Annotated in this window: 19 protein-coding genes, 12 tRNA genes and 3 rRNA genes; 31 read left to right on the top strand and 3 right to left on the bottom strand. The window is 48.8% G+C overall.

The annotated features are described in order from the left end of the window. Position 1 precedes the first annotated feature (1 nt). From infA to SK3146_RS21445, 13 genes are all read left to right on the top strand, one after another. Positions 2-220 (top strand): translation initiation factor IF-1, encoded by a 219-nt coding sequence (gene infA / locus SK3146_RS21385; protein ID WP_009676800.1) that lies wholly within the window; start codon positions 2-4, stop codon positions 218-220. A 126-nt stretch (positions 221-346) separates the two neighbouring features. Then, complete coding sequence (gene rpmJ, locus SK3146_RS21390; protein WP_003333770.1) at positions 347-460, top strand: 50S ribosomal protein L36; 114 nt, start codon at positions 347-349, stop codon at positions 458-460. A gap of 16 nt (positions 461-476) precedes the next feature. After that, entirely contained in the window at positions 477-845 is a 369-nt protein-coding gene (gene rpsM, locus SK3146_RS21395; protein WP_249860697.1) for a 30S ribosomal protein S13, read from the top strand. A 21-nt stretch (positions 846-866) separates the two neighbouring features. Next, positions 867-1,262, top strand: a complete 396-nt coding sequence (gene rpsK, locus SK3146_RS21400) for a 30S ribosomal protein S11 (RefSeq protein ID WP_013921137.1) — start codon at positions 867-869, stop codon at positions 1,260-1,262. Between the two features lie 125 nt (positions 1,263-1,387). Then, positions 1,388-2,332 (top strand): DNA-directed RNA polymerase subunit alpha, encoded by a 945-nt coding sequence (locus SK3146_RS21405; RefSeq protein ID WP_239630974.1) that lies wholly within the window; start codon positions 1,388-1,390, stop codon positions 2,330-2,332. Positions 2,333-2,371: 39 nt separating this feature from the next. Then, positions 2,372-2,737, top strand: a complete 366-nt coding sequence (rplQ, locus tag SK3146_RS21410) for a 50S ribosomal protein L17 (protein WP_028552489.1) — start codon at positions 2,372-2,374, stop codon at positions 2,735-2,737. Positions 2,738-2,831: 94 nt separating this feature from the next. After that, positions 2,832-3,608, top strand: a complete 777-nt coding sequence (gene truA / locus SK3146_RS21415; RefSeq protein ID WP_249860698.1) for a tRNA pseudouridine(38-40) synthase TruA — start codon at positions 2,832-2,834, stop codon at positions 3,606-3,608. A gap of 225 nt (positions 3,609-3,833) precedes the next feature. Beyond that, positions 3,834-4,271: a 50S ribosomal protein L13 gene (rplM, locus tag SK3146_RS21420; protein ID WP_094018024.1), complete on the top strand. Its 438-nt coding sequence runs from the start codon at positions 3,834-3,836 to the stop codon at positions 4,269-4,271. Positions 4,272-4,291: 20 nt separating this feature from the next. After that, a complete protein-coding gene (rpsI, locus tag SK3146_RS21425) occupies positions 4,292-4,684 on the top strand; it encodes a 30S ribosomal protein S9 (RefSeq protein WP_094018023.1) in 393 nt (130 codons plus the stop codon). A gap of 212 nt (positions 4,685-4,896) precedes the next feature. Continuing rightward, complete coding sequence (locus SK3146_RS21430; RefSeq protein ID WP_249860699.1) at positions 4,897-5,589, top strand: phosphoadenylyl-sulfate reductase; 693 nt, start codon at positions 4,897-4,899, stop codon at positions 5,587-5,589. 24 nt (positions 5,590-5,613) lie between these two features. Further along, positions 5,614-6,795, top strand: a complete 1,182-nt coding sequence (sat, locus tag SK3146_RS21435; protein WP_249860700.1) for a sulfate adenylyltransferase — start codon at positions 5,614-5,616, stop codon at positions 6,793-6,795. A gap of 68 nt (positions 6,796-6,863) precedes the next feature. Continuing rightward, entirely contained in the window at positions 6,864-7,619 is a 756-nt protein-coding gene (gene cwlD / locus SK3146_RS21440; protein ID WP_249860701.1) for an N-acetylmuramoyl-L-alanine amidase CwlD, read from the top strand. Between the two features lie 58 nt (positions 7,620-7,677). Then, the gene (locus tag SK3146_RS21445; protein WP_249860702.1) at positions 7,678-8,757 is read left to right on the top strand and encodes an Mrp/NBP35 family ATP-binding protein; all 1,080 of its coding nucleotides are present in this window, start codon (positions 7,678-7,680) and stop codon (positions 8,755-8,757) included. 102 nt (positions 8,758-8,859) lie between these two features. On the opposite strand, the gene gerD is transcribed toward SK3146_RS21445, so the two are convergent. Then, positions 8,860-9,552, bottom strand: coding sequence for a spore germination lipoprotein GerD (gene gerD / locus SK3146_RS21450; RefSeq protein WP_310944550.1), 693 nt, complete (start codon positions 9,550-9,552; stop codon positions 8,860-8,862). A 139-nt stretch (positions 9,553-9,691) separates the two neighbouring features. Between gerD and SK3146_RS21455 the strand changes: the two genes are divergently transcribed. After that, positions 9,692-10,288 carry a KinB-signaling pathway activation protein gene (locus tag SK3146_RS21455; protein WP_249860703.1) on the top strand — a complete coding sequence of 199 codons (597 nt, stop codon included), beginning with the start codon at positions 9,692-9,694 and terminating at the stop codon, positions 10,286-10,288. Positions 10,289-10,318: 30 nt separating this feature from the next. Here the strand turns inward: SK3146_RS21455 and pdaB are convergent, their stop codons facing one another. Beyond that, positions 10,319-11,104 (bottom strand): polysaccharide deacetylase family sporulation protein PdaB, encoded by a 786-nt coding sequence (gene pdaB, locus SK3146_RS21460; RefSeq protein ID WP_249860704.1) that lies wholly within the window; start codon positions 11,102-11,104, stop codon positions 10,319-10,321. A 186-nt stretch (positions 11,105-11,290) separates the two neighbouring features. On the opposite strand from pdaB, the gene SK3146_RS21465 reads away from it, so the two are divergent. The 17 genes from SK3146_RS21465 (at position 11,291) to SK3146_RS21545 (ending at position 18,707) form a co-directional block, all read left to right on the top strand. Then, entirely contained in the window at positions 11,291-11,899 is a 609-nt protein-coding gene (locus SK3146_RS21465; RefSeq protein WP_249860705.1) for a stage II sporulation protein M, read from the top strand. A 182-nt stretch (positions 11,900-12,081) separates the two neighbouring features. Next, positions 12,082-12,300: a hypothetical protein gene (locus tag SK3146_RS21470; protein ID WP_249860706.1), complete on the top strand. Its 219-nt coding sequence runs from the start codon at positions 12,082-12,084 to the stop codon at positions 12,298-12,300. Positions 12,301-12,616: 316 nt separating this feature from the next. Continuing rightward, positions 12,617-14,169, top strand: a 16S ribosomal RNA gene (locus SK3146_RS21475). A 241-nt stretch (positions 14,170-14,410) separates the two neighbouring features. Continuing rightward, a 23S ribosomal RNA gene (locus SK3146_RS21480) occupies positions 14,411-17,337 on the top strand. A gap of 145 nt (positions 17,338-17,482) precedes the next feature. Further along, positions 17,483-17,599 (top strand): 5S ribosomal RNA (gene rrf / locus SK3146_RS21485). Together the 16S, 23S and 5S rRNA genes with 12 tRNA genes alongside form the textbook arrangement of a ribosomal RNA operon. A gap of 7 nt (positions 17,600-17,606) precedes the next feature. Next, a tRNA-Asn gene (locus SK3146_RS21490) sits at positions 17,607-17,682 on the top strand. A gap of 3 nt (positions 17,683-17,685) precedes the next feature. Further along, positions 17,686-17,761: transfer RNA gene (locus SK3146_RS21495), tRNA-Thr, on the top strand. A gap of 6 nt (positions 17,762-17,767) precedes the next feature. Continuing rightward, a tRNA-Glu gene (locus tag SK3146_RS21500) sits at positions 17,768-17,842 on the top strand. Between the two features lie 57 nt (positions 17,843-17,899). Then, positions 17,900-17,975: transfer RNA gene (locus tag SK3146_RS21505), tRNA-Val, on the top strand. 1 nt (position 17,976) lies between these two features. Continuing rightward, positions 17,977-18,052, top strand: a tRNA-Thr gene (locus tag SK3146_RS21510). A gap of 16 nt (positions 18,053-18,068) precedes the next feature. After that, positions 18,069-18,140: transfer RNA gene (locus SK3146_RS21515), tRNA-Gln, on the top strand. A gap of 9 nt (positions 18,141-18,149) precedes the next feature. Beyond that, positions 18,150-18,222 (top strand) — tRNA-Lys (locus SK3146_RS21520). 14 nt (positions 18,223-18,236) lie between these two features. Continuing rightward, positions 18,237-18,316 (top strand) — tRNA-Leu (locus SK3146_RS21525). Between the two features lie 8 nt (positions 18,317-18,324). Beyond that, positions 18,325-18,399 (top strand) — tRNA-Gly (locus SK3146_RS21530). A 7-nt stretch (positions 18,400-18,406) separates the two neighbouring features. Then, positions 18,407-18,483 (top strand) — tRNA-Arg (locus SK3146_RS21535). Between the two features lie 62 nt (positions 18,484-18,545). Next, positions 18,546-18,622 (top strand) — tRNA-Pro (locus tag SK3146_RS21540). Positions 18,623-18,633: 11 nt separating this feature from the next. Beyond that, positions 18,634-18,707, top strand: a tRNA-Gly gene (locus SK3146_RS21545). 121 nt (positions 18,708-18,828) lie between these two features. On the opposite strand, the gene SK3146_RS21550 is transcribed toward SK3146_RS21545, so the two are convergent. Beyond that, a complete protein-coding gene (locus SK3146_RS21550) occupies positions 18,829-19,377 on the bottom strand; it encodes a class I SAM-dependent methyltransferase (RefSeq protein ID WP_249860707.1) in 549 nt (182 codons plus the stop codon). Between the last annotated feature and the right edge of the window lie 33 nt (positions 19,378-19,410).

Here is a 19,410-nt window from a genome sequence, read left to right on the forward strand (position 1 = left end):
TGTGGCCAAAGAAGATGTAATTGAAGTTGAAGGTACAGTGATTGAACCTCTTCCGAATGCAATGTTTAAGGTGGAACTCGAAAACGGTCATAAGATACTTGCTCATGTATCCGGAAAAATCAGAATGCATTTTATCCGGATCTTGCCCGGAGATAAAGTGACAGTGGAACTTTCCCCTTATGATTTGACTAGAGGCCGTATAACCTATCGTTTTAAATAGATGCGTATGCAGCGCTGCCGGCCTTATGCGCGGCGACACTGTTACGAACTTCGTTTTCAGACGAAAACGCTAAGCCTACTCTTACGAAGTTAGCTTGCAGCCGCAAGCACTCAGGAGGTAATTAAAATGAAAGTAAGACCATCGGTTAAACCGATTTGCGAAAAATGCAAAGTCATTCGCCGCAAAGGTAATGTAATGGTAATTTGCGAAAACCCTAAGCATAAACAAAAACAAGGTTAAGGAGGTGCTCCTATAAATGGCACGTATTGCTGGTGTAGACTTGCCGCGTGACAAACGCGTAGTTATCGCTTTGACTTACATCTTCGGTATCGGCAGAACAACTTCCGAGAAGATCCTGGCTTCTACCGGTGTTGACGCATCGACTCGCGTTCGTGATTTGACGGAAGATGAAGTAAGCAAACTTCGTGAAGCGATCGACAAGAACGTAAAAGTAGAAGGCGACCTTCGTCGTGAAATCGCGCTGAACATCAAACGCTTGATTGAGATCGGATGCTATCGTGGTGTTCGTCACCGCCGCGGCTTACCTGTTCGTGGTCAACGTACTAAAACTAACGCTCGTACGCGTAAAGGTCCTCGTCGTACTGTAGCTAACAAGAAAAAATAGTAAAGGAGGGTACACAAGGTAATGGCTAAACCTAAAAAAGTAGTTCGTACGAAACGTCGTGATCGGAAAAATATTGACTCTGGAGTGGCTCATATCCGCTCTACGTTTAACAATACGATTGTAACGATTACAGATCCGCACGGTAATGCAATTTCCTGGGCAAGTGCTGGTAACCTGGGCTTCAAAGGTTCCCGTAAGAGCACTCCGTTCGCAGCGCAAATGGCTGCAGAATCTGCTGCTAAAGCAGCTATGGAACATGGCATGAAAGCTGTTGAAGTTATGGTTAAAGGTCCTGGCGCAGGTCGTGAAGCAGCGATCCGTTCGTTGCAAGCAGCAGGTTTGGAAGTAAACCTGATTAAAGACGTGACTCCAATTCCACATAACGGTTGCCGTCCTCCAAAACGTCGTCGTGTCTAATTCAGGATTGCAAAAGAGTGGTATAAATATCCAAAAGTTGTGAATACTGTTTGGATAGGCATACTGCACGTTCTATGCGTCTTAAGTTATCCAGAGGGAAACGACGTTTTGAAGGAGGGTTATAAATGATCGAAATCGAAAAGCCGAAAATAGAAACCGTATCATTGAGTGAAGATGGCACGTACGGCAAATTTGTTGTAGAGCCTCTTGAAAGAGGCTACGGAACGACGCTGGGGAACTCGCTTCGCAGAATCCTGTTGTCCTCCTTGCCGGGGGCAGCAGTAACATCGGTGCAAATCGACGGTGTGTTGCATGAGTTTTCCACGGTTCCTGGTGTCATGGAAGATGTTACGGAAATTATCCTTAACCTCAAAGGGCTATCGCTTAAGATTCATTCCGACGAAGAGAAAGTGTTGGAAATCGATGCCGAAGGTGAAGGACCAGTTGTTGCCGGCGATATTCGTGGTGATAGCGATGTGGAAATCCTTAATCCGGATTTGCATATTGCTACACTGTCCTCCGATGCGCGTCTTCATATGCGAATTCATGCTAACCGGGGACGCGGATATGTTCAAGCGGATAAAAACAAGAAGGAAGATCAGCCTATCGGGGTTATTCCGATCGACTCGATCTATACTCCGATTACCCGCGTCAATTACAGCGTTGAGAACACTCGCGTCGGCCAAGTTACCAACTATGATAAACTAACCCTCGAAGTCTGGACCGATGGAAGTATTCGACCTGAAGAAGCCGTTAGCTTGGGCGCTAAAATTTTGACGGAGCATCTGATGCTGTTCGTCGGTTTGACCGATGAGGCGAAGGATGCCGAGATCATGGTGGAGAAAGAAGAGGACAAGAAAGAGAAAGTGCTCGAGATGACGATCGAGGAGCTCGATCTTTCTGTTCGTTCTTATAACTGCCTGAAGCGTGCAGGAATCAATACGGTACAAGAATTGATTACGAAAACGGAAGAAGACATGATGAAGGTTCGTAATCTTGGACGTAAGTCTCTCGAAGAGGTTCAAGAAAAGCTGGAAGAGCTTGGACTTGGCCTGCGGATGGAAGACTAAGCGTCGAGTTATAATTAAGCAGAAGGAGGTTGCACACAAATGGCATACCAAAAGTTAGGTCGTGACTCCAGCGCGCGTAAAGCATTGTTCCGCGACTTGGTTACCGACTTGTTCATACATGAGCGCATCCAAACAACTGAAGCTAAGGCTAAAGAATTGCGCTCCATTGCAGAAAAATTGATCACACTGGCAAAACGCGGAGATCTTCATGCTCGCCGTCAAGTTGCTTCCTTTGTTCGTCGTGAAGCAGCTAACGAAAATCAAGACGCGATCCAGAAGCTATTCTCTGAGTTGGCTCCACGTTACGCTGAACGTCAAGGCGGTTACACCAGAATCTTGAAGCTGGGTCCTCGCCGCGGCGATGCAGCGCCGATGGTTTATTTAGAGCTAGTAGATCGTGCATAAAAAGGATGGGAAAGGGTGGACGGGATCTTTGATTCTGATGAAACCCTTTTTTTTGTAGCCTAAGCTGAACTGAACTGTTCATTGGAGGACGGCCGTGAGGAATATATGCATGACCGTTAGTTACGACGGGACAGCTTATAACGGTTTTCAAACGCAGCCAAGCCTAAACACCGTGCAGGATATGCTGGAACAAGCCGTGTTCTCCTTGACGGGGGAGAGAGTCAAGCTGACCTCCTCCGGCAGGACGGATGCGGGCGTCCATGCGCGCGGCCAAGTGATCAATTTCTATACGAGCTCCAAGATTCCGTTGGAACGATGGTGTAGGGCGCTCAACACGCGGCTGCCGCAGGATATCGTGGTCAGCGGAGCAAGAGAGGTAGACCTTTCGTTTCATGCGACCAGGTCCGCCGTACGCAAAACGTACCGTTATACGATCCGCTGCGGCCGGCATCCCGATTTATTTAAGCGGCATATGGAATTTTACCATCCGACCGCTCTGGATACGGAAGCGATGCGCGAAGGGCTGAGCTGGCTCGTCGGCACGCATGACTACACTTCTTTTTGCTCCGTAAGATCCACGAAATTGTCCCACGTCAGAACGATCTATGATGCAAGATTGGAGTGCGAACCGTTAGATCCTCTGCTCCAATCGTTTGCCATTCATATTTATTTGACCGGTAACGGGTTTTTATACAACATGGTTAGAATTGTCGCCGGAACGTTGATTCAGGTCGGAGAAGGCAAACGTACGAGCGAGTCGATGCGCGACATACTGGCTGCACGCAGCAGGGCGAAGGCGGGACCTACGGCAATGCCTCACGGACTTATGCTATGGGAAGTATTATATGATGAAAATGGAATCACAACTTGATTTGTTGCTCATTATATAGTACAATATCACTTGGCGTTTCTTGATCGGCTAACCCACGGCCCCGGGTCTTGAGATTGCTAACTGCAGTAAACTAACTATGAATATTAAATTGTGATACAGATAGATTTGATGATGGAGTGACCTTACGTCTGTACGATCATCATATGACTGTGTCATTTCATCGAACGAAGCATGAAGCGAACAATGTTTAGGAGGAACTATTACATGCGTACCACATATATGGCTAAGCCAAATGAAGTAGAGCGCAAATGGTACATTATCGACGCGACAGACAAAACGCTGGGACGTCTTGCGAGCGAAGCTGCAAGCATCATCCGCGGCAAGCATAAACCGCAATTTACACCGCATGTTGATACTGGCGATTTCGTTATCGTTATCAACGCTGAGAAAATCAGATTGACCGGTAAAAAACTGCAAAACAAAATGTACTATCGTCACTCTTTGTATTCCGGCGGTTTGAAAGTGACATCCGCACAGGATTTGTTGAACACCAAACCGGAACGCGTTCTGGAATTTGCAATTCACGGCATGCTTCCAAAAAATCGCCTTGGCGACAGCATGAAAACGAAATTGAAAGTGTATGCCGGTTCTGAGCATCCGCATCAAGCACAACAACCTGAAGTTTGGGAACTTCGCGGTTAAGATAAAGGGAGGATTGTCTTGTGGCACAAGTTCAATATTATGGAACAGGTCGTCGTAAGCATTCGGTAGCACGCGTTCGTTTGGTACCGGGCGAAGGACGTATCATTATCAATAAACGCAACTTGGATGAGTATTTTGGTCTTGAAACTTTGAAATTGATCGTTAAGCAACCGCTGAACTTGACGGAAACATTGGGTAAATACGATGTTTTGGTTATCGCTAACGGCGGTGGCATTTCCGGACAAGCCGGAGCGATTCGTCACGGTATCTCCCGTGCATTGCTGAAAGCAGATCCAGAATTCCGCGGTTCTTTGAAAAAAGCCGGATTCTTGACTCGCGATCCTCGTATGAAAGAACGTAAGAAGTACGGCTTGAAAGCTGCTCGTCGTGCTCCTCAGTTCTCCAAACGTTAATATCCATTTATATCGAATACCAAAAACCTTTTCACTATCTCGGTGGAAAGGTTTTTTGTTTTTCATATCACCAACTTCTAGGCACACCATACAATAAATATTGAGCCAATACAAAAAATTAAATTGACAAAAAGTCGACTGCGATTATAATAAAATCATACCAACAAATCACATTAATATACTCGGGATTATTTATTAGGGAGGAAAGAGAAATGAATTTATTCGAGAAAGAAAAATTGATTCACGAAGCTGCAGAACAATTTGAGAACGAAAGTCCGGAAGCGCTTATTGCCTGGGCGGTAGAGAAGTTCCCCAATATTACGTTAGCCTGTAGTTTCGGAGCAGAGGATGTAGTGCTTGTCGATATGCTCCAGAAGGTAAGCCCTAAGACCGATATTTTCTACTTGGATACGAATGTTCATTTCAAAGAAACTTATGAAACCCGCGATCGTTTGCAGCAGCATTACGGCGTGGAGTTCGTGCAAGTGCTCCCTAAGCTGACCCTTGAGGAACAGGCGGCTAAATTCGGCGACGAACTATGGAAAACGGCGCCTAACGAGTGCTGCAATATTCGCAAAGTCGATCCGCTTACCGATATTTTGAAAAACTATGATGCCTGGATTACCGGAATCCGCCGCGATCAAGCTCCAACCAGAGCTAACTCCCGAAAAGCGGAGTACGATACGAAATTCGGTCTGGTCAAATTCAATCCGCTTGCCTCCTGGACTTCGGAAGACGTATGGAATTATATTCGCAATAATAATATTATTTATAATCCTTTGCATGACCGCAATTATCCAAGCATCGGCTGCGAGCATTGCACTCGCCAAGTGGCAGCTGGAGAAGATCCTCGTGCAGGTCGCTGGTCCGGATTTGAAAAAACGGAATGCGGTCTTCATAAATAATTTATAGAATAGGAGATTCAAATCATGGCAGAAACGATTCGCCCTCATGGCGGCACATTGATCAACCGTGTGGTGGAAGGTGCAGAACGAGACAGATTATTGGAAGTTGCCCGCAGCTTGAATCAACTGAACATTAACGCATGGACTATCTCCGACTTGGATTTGATCGGGGTAGGCGCATTCTCGCCTCTGACCGGATTTATGGGCAAAGAAGATTATGAGTCCGTCGTGGAAACAATGAGACTGGCTGACGGTACCGTATGGAGCATTCCGGTAACTCTCGCGATTGAACCTGACGTAGCGAAGTCCATCAAGACAGGGGAGCAAGTGGCGCTTGTCGGCGAACAGGATGGCGTTGTATACGGTATATTGGACGTTCAGAGCATCTTTGAAGCTGATCAGCAAAACGAGGCTGTAAAAGTGTTCAAAACGAATGACGAAGCCCATCCCGGCGTGCAAAAGCTGCTTTCGCGCCCTTCTACCTATGTGGGAGGACCTATTCAAGTACTGAACCGTCCGAAACCGGAGAAGTTCGGTGAGTTTTACTTCGACCCTGCAGAAACGCGCCGCTTGTTTGTGGAGAAAGGCTGGAGAACCGTAGTCGGCTTCCAAACCCGCAATCCGGTGCACCGGGCTCACGAATACATCCAAAAAAGCGCAATGGAAATCGTCGATGCATTGTTCCTGAACCCGTTGGTGGGGGAAACCAAGTCCGATGATATTTCCGCCGACGTACGAATGCGCAGCTACTTGGTGCTGCTGGAAAATTATTATCCTAAGAATCGCACCTTTCTCGGCGTATTCCCGGCGGCTATGCGTTATGCAGGCCCGCGTGAGGCGATATTTCATGCCATGGTCCGCAAAAACTACGGCTGCACGCACTTCATTGTCGGCCGCGATCATGCCGGTGTAGGCGATTATTACGGTACTTATGAAGCCCAAGAGATATTCTCCAACTTTACGAGCGAAGAACTGGGCATTACGCCGTTATTCTTCGAGCACAGCTTCTTCTGCACCAAATGCGGCAACATGGCTTCCAGCAAAACGTGCCCGCATGATAAAGCGGATCATCTTCATCTTTCCGGAACTAAAGTACGCGCCTTGCTGCGCGACGGTCAATGCCCTCCTCCGCAGTTCACGCGTCCGGAAGTGGCGGAAGTGCTGATCGACGGGATGAGAGAGAAGCTGGAACCGTCCAATCTATAGCATATTTGTCCACCCTGTCCCATATAGATGTTACAGAGTAGTCTATGGGGATGTGAGGTGGATTTTTTATGTTCAAAAGGAGGAAAAGAATCGTTGTTTGGCTGACGATGCAGAGCAGTCTCAAGCTGCTGATGTCGGCGCTGCTGGTCGTACTTATGCTGTTTGTATTTACTTATGAGCTGCCTGCGACCAAAACATGGACATACTGGACGATGCCGCTCTCGGGCAAGAAAATCGCCTTAGATCCTGGTCATGGGGGGCCTGACGGAGGGGCGGAAAGCAAAGACGGCCTGATTGAGAAAGACGTCAATTTGGCGATTACGATGCATTTAAGAGATTATTTGCAGGAATCCGGCGCTATTGTAGTGATGACCAGAGAAAGCGATCAGGATCTCGCCGATCCGTCGACCAAAGGGTACAGCAGGCGGAAGACGGAAGACTTAATGAAGCGTGCGCAATTTATAACCCAGCAAAAGGCGGATATGTTTATCAGCGTCCACCTGAACAGTATCCCATCGGCCAAATGGTCGGGCGCACAAACGTTCTATTATCCGAATCATGCCGACAACGGGACTTTGGCCGCGCTTATTCAGGATGAAATCAAGAAAAATCTGCAAAATACCGATCGGATTGCGAAGCCGGTCGACAATGAAGTGTATTTGCTGAAAACATTGAAGATGCCCAGCGCTTTGGTCGAGGTCGGTTTCCTCTCCAATCCGGCGGAAGCGAACCTGCTCAAAACACCGGCCTATCAGAAAAAAGTCGCCGCATCAATCTATCAAGGAATACTGCGCTACTATTCGGGTGAAAAAGTGGGCTCCTGATAAAAATATGATATACTGTTAACACAGGACCATTATTCTCAGCGGTTGAGGTGAAATCGTGCTTACCAAAGAACAACTTTTAGAAACTATTCGTCATCTTCATGATCCTGAATTCCAGCTGAGTCTCACGGATTTGCAGCTTGTCAGGGATATGGTTATTAAAGAAGGCCGCGTCTCCGCTACGGTATTGTTATCGAACGAAGATCCGGCTTACAAGGATCAAGTTCAGGAACAAGTTATAGCCGCCTTTGCCCAAGCGGGCGCTGCGGAAGTTCATTTGCGGTTTCGTCCGATGTCGGAATTCGAACGCAATGAGGCTGCGCGCAAACAAGCGGAGCATACTGCGGCACCCGCGGAAGCCGAACCGGTTCGCGACATTCTGGCTCCCGAATCCGGCATCCATTTTATTGCGATAGCCAGCGGCAAGGGCGGGGTAGGCAAATCCACCGTAACGGTGAATTTGGCCGTGGCTTTGGCCAGACTCGGCAAAAAGGTCGGACTGATCGACGCGGATATTTACGGCTTCAGCGTTCCCGATATGATGGGGATCGAAGGGCGGCCGGAACTTGTTCAAAACCGGATCATTCCTGTCGAACGATACGGAGTAAAAGTGATTTCTATGGGATTTTTCGTCGAAGAGAACACGCCGGTCATTTGGCGCGGACCGATGCTCGGCAAAATGCTGCGCAACTTTTTCCAGGAAGTCAACTGGGGAGAGCTTGATTACGTTCTGCTCGATTTGCCGCCGGGCACCGGAGACGTTGCTCTGGACGTGCATCAAATGATTCCGCAGAGCAAAGAAATTATCGTCACTACGCCTCATGCCACGGCCGCGTTCGTTGCCGCAAGGGCAGGAGCGATGGCCAAACATACGAATCACGACATCATCGGCGTCGTTGAGAACATGTCGTATTACCAATGCAGCGCCTGTGGACAGAAGGATTATGTATTCGGCAGAGGGGGAGGCGCCAAGCTGGCCGAGGAGCTGCATACGGAACTGCTGACGCAAATTCCGCTCGGAGCGCCGGATAATCATGTGGCGGAAGCCGATTATTCTCCTTCCGTATACAAGGAAAATACGGAAACCGGTCAATTGTATTTGGAGCTTGCCCGCAAGCTGATCGGCAAGGTCGAGTAATGAAAAGGAGCTGCTCGCTTCATGCTTCGGCAAAGCGAGGACAGCTCCTTATTTGCGTTCAACGGCTCCGAGTAAGAGCATTTTGGGACTCTCCGCCGAATTTTATTCTTGTTTCTTCTTTTCGCCCGATTCGCTGTCATTTTTTTCGGATTTCTTTCCACCAGATTCTCCGCCGCCGCCTTGGCTTTGAGCTTTTGGCTGAGACTCCTCCTCAAGCACCTTTTTCATCAAATTCATAAGCTCCAGGCGGAAAAGCGGACTTTGCAGCGATTCCTGCATAACTGTTTTCATTTGCTGTCTGTACTGGGGACCTTTCATCGCATCCATCAGCATTTTTTCGAAATCGGGATTTTTCATTGCATCCATTAAGGATTTTTGGTAATCCGGGTCCTTCATTAAATCCTTTTGCAATTGCTTGGTATCTTTTTGAATGGCTTTGGCGAATTGCCCTGCAAACTTAGGGTCCGTCATTACGGTTTGAAGAAACTTGTTATTGCTCGTATCCGTTAAGACATCTTTAACTGCCAATTGAATTTGCTGGGAATCGCCGGCCGACAACAGCTTCATTTGGCCTTCGGATTGCGCGCCTCCTCCGCTGCTGCCCCCGATCCCGCTGTTTAGAGCCATTTGGATCGCTTTTTTGCCGTCCTCCGTTTTTAAAATATCCAACACCATCGTTTTTGTATCCTTATAACCGCCGCTCTGCGATTGCGAGGCTTGTTTATCTGAGCCGCATGATGCCAAAACCATGATCATAAGCAGGAGGGGAACAGAGCGCAACCATCTTGTCATCATTGCTTAAAGCTCCTTCCTAAACGAAATATGGGCTTATTATTTGCCGCCTTGGGCAGTTTCACTCCGCCTTTGATTGGCTTTTTTTTGTGAAGGTTGGTACAATTAACTTCTGTAGACATGATGCTCTGGGGTAGAAGTCGTGACATTGAGAAAGTGGTTTTATTTATTTTGGACAACGCTGCTGATCGGTGCTTTCAGTGCATTGGTGACGGGAATTACTTTGCAGTCCAATGACCAGCAGTTCAGTTTTCTTGGCGGCTCTGCCATAGGCTACAATGTGCTTATAATGCTTCTGGGAGGGGCGACCATCAGTGTGTTAAGCCAGATGGGATTTTTCGCTTATTTGATTATTCGGTTTATTGCTATGGGAATTATAAGAAGTAAATGGATATGGGATATGCTGCAAGTCATTTTAGTAGCCGTAGCGATGTTTGACTTGGTGTATTTGCGCCAATCCGACGAGTCCGGAACTTGGTTCAGTTACATGCTGCTGCCCTTTCTTATGCTTGTTCTCGCCATTTTGGTCTCTTTATGGAAGGTTAAGCTTACGAATAAAAACGGTTTTATTCCCACATTATTTTTTATGACGGTAGTAACGGCTATTGAGGCCGTGCCGGCACTTAGACTGGATACGGCGGCATCGACGGTATTTATGATGGTTCCTTTACTCGCGAGCAATACGTGGCAAATTTTAATTTTATCCAAAGTGCTGAACACAAACAAAGAGCCGCTGTAACGGCTCTTATTGTTTATCCGTATATTTTCTTTAGTGGACTTGCTTCATGGTCTGGTCTTCGGCCGGTGTCTTGTTGTCGACTTGAGTTTGCTTGAGCAGCTCGCTTACGGTAACGAACTCGTAGCCTTTCGCCCGTAGCTGGTCGATAATAACGGGGAGAGCTTCGTGCGTTTGTTTGACGGAATCGCTGGCATGCATAAGAACGATATCGCCGGGATGCGCTTTGGACACGACGCGGTTAATAATGTTGTCGACGCCCTTGTTCATCCAATCCATGGAATCCGTATCCCATTGGATGACATTGTAATGAAGCTCGCCCGCGATGCGCAGCACTCGTTTGTCAAAGTCCCCGTTGGGGAGCCGGATTAAATTCGGATGCTGCCCGGTAACCTCCGACAAAATTTGATCGGCCGTTTTGATCTGCGTACGAATCTCTTCATCGCTCAGGCTGCTGTAGTTGACATGCTTATGTCCGTGGCTGCCGATTTCCCAGCCTCCCTTCACGATACGGCTGACAATCTCCGGATGATCCTTAGCCCAGGGAGACGATAAGAAGAACGTCGCTTTTTTGACCCCCTTGTCCTCCAAGAGCTTCAGAATCGGCTCAGTTCGATTTTCTCCCCAGCTAATATCAAAGGTCAGGGCGATGACTTTCCGGTCCGTCTGCACGCTGTAGATCGCCGCTGGCTCGTCCTGGGAGAATACCGATACGTTGTCGCGCTCCGAATAAATAATGCCTATGGCAAATACGACGGCGACCGCTACAATTAGAGCTTGTTTTAGTTTTTTTCCATTAAGGACGTAAAAAAAATTCATGAAACCATTGACCTCCTTTCCGGCCCCAAGCTTGGCTTCGCAAGGGCTTGTATAAGTGGGATTATTAAAATTGTATGCTGGGACAAGGAAGATATGACATAAGCTCGTACAAAGGCTTGCGTCCAAAAACATTTTTCCATATAGATAGATGTCAAATCTAAAAGCAGAGGAGAAGCTAAAACGGCTATGAGTAATTTAATGCGGCAATTTCAGTTAATGAAACATTATTTCATTGCTTCGGCTCTTGTTTTTATTGTTGGAATGGTGCTCGGAGCTTGGTACTCCAGCCAATTTCAGGCGTTTATCGAAATGCAGCTGAAAGGGCTTGAGCAGCTGACGAAGTCGATTTCCGATAAAGCTAATCCCCAGTGGTCGATGTTTTGGCTGATTTTCTGGAACAATGCATGGAAATCGATCGTTATTATCGGGATGGGGGCTTTTTTTGGTGTGCTGCCTTTATTCTTTCTGCTGTCGAACGGACTTTTGCTTGGCTACGTCATGGCGGTATCGGCGGAAAAACAGTCCGTCTTGTATGTAATTAAAGCGATCCTGCCGCACGGAATTATCGAAATTCCCGCCGTCGTCTTCGCCTGTGCGTTCGGACTGCGCCTGGGAGTGCTCGTGCTGAAGTCGTTTAGCGCTTTGTTAAGCCAAGAGCGTTCTCAAAAATACAGGGATGAGTTCCGCGGCTTTATAAAAGCTCTGGGCCCCGTTATCATCATTATCGTCGTTTCTCTGACGGCGGCTGCGATTATCGAAAGCACCTTGACGTACTGGCTTGTGAAACAAGGATAACGATTAGCATAAAAATATCCAAATATGAGCATAACAGTAAAGCGCGTGAAAAAGCTTTTACTGAAAGGCTGCATGTAAAAGCAGGGAAAGAGTGCGACTATGCTTTTACACGCAGCCTTTTTGCCATAGTCATGCGGTAGGTTTGCATTGTTGACCAACGTCGCGAAAGGGGTATTGTATTGATGCTCGGCTTTTTATTTAACGAAAGAGAATGCAGGGAACTCGACTATGTTCTGAAAAAAGAACTGGACGAGATGCTCTTCGATTTGAATGATAAAAGGATTGACTCCGATATAAAAGCAGCTATTGAGTCTCGATACAAAGTCATCTTTCGTATGTATGCAAGGCTGGCTTCTCCCAAAGAAATATCCAAATATGCACGTAATCGGATGTATCCTTGAAAAAGTGAAATAAGGCTTGACTTAGGGGCTGAGGGTATGATATTTTATATCTCGTCACTTTTTCCAAGTGATTGCAAGCTTTGATGGATCAGCAGGGTTCAAAAGTTTTTCGAAAAAGTGCTTGCAATGAGATGGGCATGTGTGATATATTAAAAGAGTCGCCGCTAAACGAGGTGGCAAAACGAACGAAGATTGTCCTTTGAAAACTGAACAACGAGTGAGTGTTAAATAGAGAATGCAAATTCTCGCTAGCATTGAATTTTGAGCTTAAGACAAGCTCTGTTATAACGAAAGGTGCTTCGGCGCCGGTCGTACTTTAATGGAGAGTTTGATCCTGGCTCAGGACGAACGCTGGCGGCGTGCCTAATACATGCAAGTCGAGCGGACTGTTCCTTCGGGAACGGTTAGCGGCGGACGGGTGAGTAACACGTAGGCAACCTGCCTGTAAGATCGGGATAACTATCGGAAACGATAGCTAAGACCGGATAGCTGGTCTTCTCGCATGAGGGGATCATGAAACACGGTTCTGAATTTATTCAGGGCTGTGGCTTACGGATGGGCCTGCGGCGCATTAGCTAGTTGGTAGGGTAACGGCCTACCAAGGCGACGATGCGTAGCCGACCTGAGAGGGTGATCGGCCACACTGGGACTGAGACACGGCCCAGACTCCTACGGGAGGCAGCAGTAGGGAATCTTCCGCAATGGACGCAAGTCTGACGGAGCAACGCCGCGTGAGTGATGAAGGTTTTCGGATCGTAAAGCTCTGTTGCCAGGGAAGAACGCCTTAGAGAGTAACTGCTCTAAGGGTGACGGTACCTGAGAAGAAAGCCCCGGCTAACTACGTGCCAGCAGCCGCGGTAATACGTAGGGGGCAAGCGTTGTCCGGAATTATTGGGCGTAAAGCGCGCGCAGGCGGTCATTTAAGTTTGGTGTTTAAGCCCGGGGCTCAACCCCGGATCGCACTGAAAACTGGGTGACTTGAGTGCGGGAGAGGAAAGTGGAATTCCACGTGTAGCGGTGAAATGCGTAGAGATGTGGAGGAACACCAGTGGCGAAGGCGACTTTCTGGACCGTAACTGACGCTGAGGCGCGAAAGCGTGGGGAGCAAACAGGATTAGATACCCTGGTAGTCCACGCCGTAAACGATGAGTGCTAGGTGTTAGGGGTTTCGATACCCTTGGTGCCGAAGTCAACACAGTAAGCACTCCGCCTGGGGAGTACGCTCGCAAGAGTGAAACTCAAAGGAATTGACGGGGACCCGCACAAGCAGTGGAGTATGTGGTTTAATTCGAAGCAACGCGAAGAACCTTACCAGGTCTTGACATCCCTCTGAATCCCCTAGAGATAGGGGCGGCCTTCGGGACAGAGGAGACAGGTGGTGCATGGTTGTCGTCAGCTCGTGTCGTGAGATGTTGGGTTAAGTCCCGCAACGAGCGCAACCCTTGACTTTAGTTGCCAGCATTCAGTTGGGCACTCTAGAGTGACTGCCGGTGACAAACCGGAGGAAGGCGGGGATGACGTCAAATCATCATGCCCCTTATGACCTGGGCTACACACGTACTACAATGGCCGGTACAACGGGAAGCGAAGGAGCGATCTGGAGCGAATCTTTAGAAGCCGGTCTCAGTTCGGATTGCAGGCTGCAACTCGCCTGCATGAAGTCGGAATTGCTAGTAATCGCGGATCAGCATGCCGCGGTGAATACGTTCCCGGGTCTTGTACACACCGCCCGTCACACCACGAGAGTTTACAACACCCGAAGTCGGTGGGGTAACCGCAAGGAGCCAGCCGCCGAAGGTGGGGTAGATGATTGGGGTGAAGTCGTAACAAGGTAGCCGTATCGGAAGGTGCGGCTGGATCACCTCCTTTCTATGGAGTCCATGGTGACTGCAGGTCATCGGACATAAGCAACTGACAGTTGCACAATAGTTGACAACGGACATCGACGAACTCGATGTAACAGTTGCAACGTCACTCACTCGTTGCTCAGTTTTGAGAGGACAAAGGTGCCCGCAAAGGAAGCCTAATGACTCTCAATTTCAATAAGATTGTTCCTTGAAAACTAGATAACGAAACGAAATGCGTAGAGCAATACAACGTGTATTAGCATGGTTAAGCTAATAAGAGCACACGGAGGATGCCTAGGCGCTAGGAGCCGAAGAAGGACGTGGCGAACGACGAAATCGCCTCGGGGAGCCGTAAGCAGGCATTGATCCGGGGATATCCGAATGGGGAAACCCAGCTGAGGTAATTCTCAGTTACTCACATCTGAATACATAGGGTGTGCAGAGGCATACGAGGGGAACTGAAACATCTAAGTACCCTCAGGAGAAGAAAACAAAAGTGATTCCGTCAGTAGCGGCGAGCGAAAGCGGAACAGCCCAAACCAGAGGGCTTGCTCTCTGGGGTTGTGGGACGTCAACATAGGTGCAGCAGGGTAGACGAAGCGGTCTGGAAAGGCCGGCCATAGAAGGTAAAAGCCCTGTAATTGAAATTCTGCGAACACCTTAGACGGATCCCGAGTACCGCGAGACACGTGAAACCTCGTGGGAAGCAGGCAGGACCATCTGCCAAGGCTAAATACTCCCTAGCGACCGATAGTGAAGCAGTACCGTGAGGGAAAGGTGAAAAGAACCGCGGGAGCGGAGTGAAATAGAACCTGAAACCGTGTGCTTACAAGAAGTCAGAGCTCGTTAATGAGTGATGGCGTGCCTTTTGTAGAATGAACCGGCGAGTTACGTTCCCGTGCAAGGTTAAGGTGAAGAGCCGAAGCCGCAGCGAAAGCGAGTCTGAATAGGGCGACGAAGTACGTGGGCGTAGACCCGAAACCGTGTGATCTACCCCTGTCCAGGGTGAAGGTGCGGTAACACGCACTGGAGGCCCGAACCCACGAATGTTGAAAAATTCGGGGATGAGGTGGGGGTAGCGGAGAAATTCCAATCGAACTCGGAGATAGCTGGTTCTCCCCGAAATAGCTTTAGGGCTAGCCTCGGGAGATGAGTAGTGGAGGTAAAGCACTGATTGGGTGCGGGGCCCGCCAAGGGTTACCAAGTCCAGTCAAACTCTGAATGCCACATACTTTATCCCGGGAGTCAGACAGTGAGTGCTAAGATCCATTGTCAAGAGGGAAACAGCCCAGACCATCAGCTAAGGTCCCCCAGTGTGTGTTAAGTGGGAAAGGATGTGGAGTTGCGCAGACAACCAGGATGTTGGCTTAGAAGCAGCCACCATTGAAAGAGTGCGTAATAGCTCACTGGTCGAGTGACTCTGCGCCGAAAATGTAACGGGGCTAAACACACCACCGAAGCTATGGATTGCGCAAACAAGATTTGCGCTCTGGTAGGGGAGCGTTGTGTATAGGTTGAAGGTGTACCGTAAGGAGCGCTGGACAGTACACAAGTGAGAATGCCGGTATGAGTAACGAAAAGATCAGTGAGAATCTGATCCGCCGAAAGCCTAAGGGTTCCTGAGGAAGGCTCGTCCGCTCAGGGTAAGTCGGGACCTAAGGCGAGGCCGAAAGGCGTAGTCGAAGGACAACAGGTTGAAATTCCTGTACCACCGTGAACCGTTATGAGCAATGGGGTGACGCAGAAGGATAGTGACGCGGGCTGATGGATGCCCGTCCAAGCAGAGAGGCTGATGTGTAGGCAAATCCGCACATCATTAGGCTGGTCTGTGATGGGGAGCGAAAATAACAGTAGCGAAGGTCATGAGTTCAGGCTGCCAAGAAAAGCCTCTAGCCAGGGAGAAGGTGCCCGTACCGCAAACCGACACAGGTAGGCGAGCAGAGCATGCTAAGGCGCGCGGAAGAACTCTCGTTAAGGAACTCGGCAAAATGACCCCGTAACTTCGGGAGAAGGGGTGCCTCGGTAGGGTGAATAGCCCGAGGGGGCCGCAGTGAAAAGGCCCAAGCGACTGTTTAGCAAAAACACAGGTCTGTGCGAAGCCGCAAGGCGAAGTATACGGGCTGACGCCTGCCCGGTGCTGGAAGGTTAAGGGGAGTGGTTAGGGAGCAATCCCGAAGCTATGAACCGAAGCCCCAGTAAACGGCGGCCGTAACTATAACGGTCCTAAGGTAGCGAAATTCCTTGTCAGGTAAATTCTGACCCGCACGAATGGCGTAACGACTTGGGCGCTGTCTCAACGAGAGATCCGGTGAAATTTTAATACCTGTGAAGATGCAGGTTACCCGCGACAAGACGGAAAGACCCCATGGAGCTTTACTGCAGCTTGATATTGGACTTTGGTACGATCTGTACAGGATAGGTGGGAGCCTGAGAAGCATGAGCGCCAGCTTGTGTGGAGGCGACGTTGGGATACCACCCTGATCGTATCGGAGTTCTAACCTGGTACCGTGAACCGGTATGGGGACAGTGTCAGGTGGGCAGTTTGACTGGGGCGGTCGCCTCCTAAAGTGTAACGGAGGCGCCCCAAGGTTCCCTCAGAATGGTTGGAAATCATTCGAAGAGTGCAAAGGCAGAAGGGAGCTTGACTGCGAGACAAACAGGTCGAGCAGGGACGAAAGTCGGGCTTAGTGATCCGGTGGTACCGAATGGAAGGGCCATCGCTCAACGGATAAAAGCTACCCTGGGGATAACAGGCTTATCTCCCCCAAGAGTCCACATCGACGGGGAGGTTTGGCACCTCGATGTCGGCTCATCGCATCCTGGGGCTGAAGTAGGTCCCAAGGGTTGGGCTGTTCGCCCATTAAAGCGGTACGCGAGCTGGGTTCAGAACGTCGTGAGACAGTTCGGTCCCTATCTGTCGTGGGCGCAGGAAATTTGAGAGGAGCTGTCCTTAGTACGAGAGGACCGGGATGGACGTACCGCTGGTGTACCAGTTGTTCCGCCAGGAGCATGGCTGGATAGCTACGTACGGACGGGATAAGCGCTGAAAGCATCTAAGCGTGAAGCCCCCCTCAAGATGAGATTTCCCAGTAAGTAAGACCCCTTGAAGACGACGAGGTAGATAGGTTCGGGGTGGAAGCACGGCAACGTGTGGAGCTGACGAATACTAATCGGTCGAGGGCTTAACCAAATAAGCCCCACAAAGTGAAGCGAAGCGTTGTAACTTATGCCGATTACTTTGCGGGGAGCCCCTAAGAAACATTCAAGCATTACTCGCTACGCGCACAAGTTTCGTATCTAGTTTTCAAGGCGCAAGCCTTGAACAAGTAAAACCGTTTGGTGATGATGGCGGAGGGGAACCACGCGTTCCCATCTCGAACACGACCGTTAAGCCCTCCAGCGTCGATGGTACTTGAACCGAAGGGTTCTGGGAGAGTAGAACGTCGCCAAGCGGTGCATTCCCTGATAGCTCAGTTGGTAGAGCACTCGACTGTTAATCGAGTTGTCACAGGTTCGAGTCCTGTTCGGGGAGCCACATGCTTCCATAGCTCAGTAGGTAGAGTGCATCCATGGTAAGGATGAGGTCACCGGTTCGATCCCGGTTGGAAGCTCCATAGCGAGGCCCGTTGGTCAAGGGGTTAAGACACCTCCCTTTCACGGAGGTAACAGGGGTTCGAATCCCCTACGGGTCACCATTAATTCTTGCAAAGTAAATCTGGGTTACTTTGTGAGGGCATCATAAAGATACATACGGAGGCTTAGCTCAGCTGGGAGAGCATCTGCCTTACAAGCAGAGGGTCGGGGGTTCGATCCCCTCAGCCTCCACCACGCCGTTGTAGCTCAATTGGTAGAGCAACTGACTTGTAATCAGTAGGTTGGGGGTTCAAGTCCTCTCGACGGCACCATGTTTCTTTACAGTAATGGGGATTAGCCAAGCGGTAAGGCAACGGACTTTGACTCCGTCATGCCTAGGTTCGAATCCTAGATCCCCAGTTTTAATATGAGCCATTAGCTCAGTTGGTAGAGCACCTGACTTTTAATCAGGGTGTCGTAGGTTCGAGTCCTACATGGCTCACGTTTAACTCTTGCGCGCGTATGGCGGAATTGGCAGACGCACTAGACTTAGGATCTAGCGGGAGACCGTGGGGGTTCAAGTCCCTCTACGCGCATTGTTTATGCGGAAGTGGCTCAGCGGTAGAGCATCGCCTTGCCAAGGCGAGGGTCGCGGGTTCGATTCCCGTCTTCCGCTCCAATAAGATGTGCCCTTAGCTCAGCTGGATAGAGCGTTTGACTACGAATCAAAAGGTCGGGAGTTCGAATCTCTCAGGGCACGCCATATTACTTAAACTAAAATAACAGCTTATGAAGTGAACTACTTTAGTACACTGCATATACCATCGGGACGTAGCTCAGCTTGGTAGAGCACCTGGTTTGGGACCAGGGGGTCGCATGTTCGAATCGTGTCGTCCCGACCATTTTTATTTATGCGGGTGTAGTTCAATGGTAGAACTCCAGCCTTCCAAGCTGGTAGCGTGGGTTCGATTCCCATCACCCGCTCCATAATTGAAATGAACCGGCCTTGATCTAATCAAGGCCTTTTTTGCATGCCTTTAATAAATTACATTATTGATTATTAATAAAATAAACCTTTGCGCCAAGGAGCAGCGATATGGTACCACTATCATCCAGGCTTTATGGCATCAACGATAAGAGAAATAAATCCTAGCTTTCCGTTTTGATTTCTATGGTCAAACCGTTTGGAGCGGTAAATAAATCCTTTATTTTCATCCCATTCGCGATAATGAAACTCACCCTCCTCGTCACAGTATTCTAAAAGCACTACATCGAATCCTGCATCCTTAAATGTCGAACTTAATGTCTTATAGTTATGTACAATTTTATGACTTGCTGCGGGGTGATCTTCCGGACCTGGTCCCCCAACCTTCACCATATTTTGATACCATTCGTTTTGAAAAAATGCATCGGGTACAGCACAGCGAACATATCCGCCAGGTTTTAAAAAATTAAAACAATTGCTGGCAGCTTGTACACCTTCCTCATAAGTAAGATGCTCCCATACATGTTCAGCTAGTATTGCTGATAGGCTGTTGGGTAAAAAACGCTCCCTCCAGTGTTCACGGTTGAGCAGATTCATTTCTTCTTCCTGGGTATGAATCCACCCGGGGTTATTGTTCTGTTGGCCTGCTCCAATAACGATTTTGAGTTCCATACTTCACCTCCAATAGGTAGCGGTTGATAATGT

Origin of the sequence: Paenibacillus konkukensis (assembly GCF_023523925.1) — a bacterium.
GTDB lineage: Bacteria > Bacillota > Bacilli > Paenibacillales > NBRC-103111 > Paenibacillus_S > Paenibacillus_S doosanensis.

Excerpts from the sequence above, each read along its gene's own strand:
- SK3146_RS21405 (WP_239630974.1), top strand. The coding sequence starts at position 1,388 with ATGATCGAAATCGAAAAGCCGAAAATAGAAACCGTATCATTGAGTGAA.
- rpsM (WP_249860697.1), top strand. The coding sequence starts at position 477 with ATGGCACGTATTGCTGGTGTAGACTTGCCGCGTGACAAACGCGTAGTT.
- rpmJ (WP_003333770.1), top strand. The coding sequence starts at position 347 with ATGAAAGTAAGACCATCGGTTAAACCGATTTGCGAAAAATGCAAAGTC.
- sat (WP_249860700.1), top strand. The coding sequence starts at position 5,614 with ATGGCAGAAACGATTCGCCCTCATGGCGGCACATTGATCAACCGTGTG.
- cwlD (WP_249860701.1), top strand. The coding sequence starts at position 6,864 with ATGTTCAAAAGGAGGAAAAGAATCGTTGTTTGGCTGACGATGCAGAGC.
- SK3146_RS21465 (WP_249860705.1), top strand. The coding sequence starts at position 11,291 with ATGAGTAATTTAATGCGGCAATTTCAGTTAATGAAACATTATTTCATT.
- pdaB (WP_249860704.1), bottom strand. The coding sequence starts at position 11,104 with ATGAATTTTTTTTACGTCCTTAATGGAAAAAAACTAAAACAAGCTCTA.
- rplM (WP_094018024.1), top strand. The coding sequence starts at position 3,834 with ATGCGTACCACATATATGGCTAAGCCAAATGAAGTAGAGCGCAAATGG.
- rplQ (WP_028552489.1), top strand. The coding sequence starts at position 2,372 with ATGGCATACCAAAAGTTAGGTCGTGACTCCAGCGCGCGTAAAGCATTG.
- gerD (WP_310944550.1), bottom strand. The coding sequence starts at position 9,552 with ATGATGACAAGATGGTTGCGCTCTGTTCCCCTCCTGCTTATGATCATG.
- rpsK (WP_013921137.1), top strand. The coding sequence starts at position 867 with ATGGCTAAACCTAAAAAAGTAGTTCGTACGAAACGTCGTGATCGGAAA.
- SK3146_RS21430 (WP_249860699.1), top strand. The coding sequence starts at position 4,897 with ATGAATTTATTCGAGAAAGAAAAATTGATTCACGAAGCTGCAGAACAA.
- SK3146_RS21550 (WP_249860707.1), bottom strand. The coding sequence starts at position 19,377 with ATGGAACTCAAAATCGTTATTGGAGCAGGCCAACAGAACAATAACCCC.
- SK3146_RS21470 (WP_249860706.1), top strand. The coding sequence starts at position 12,082 with ATGCTCGGCTTTTTATTTAACGAAAGAGAATGCAGGGAACTCGACTAT.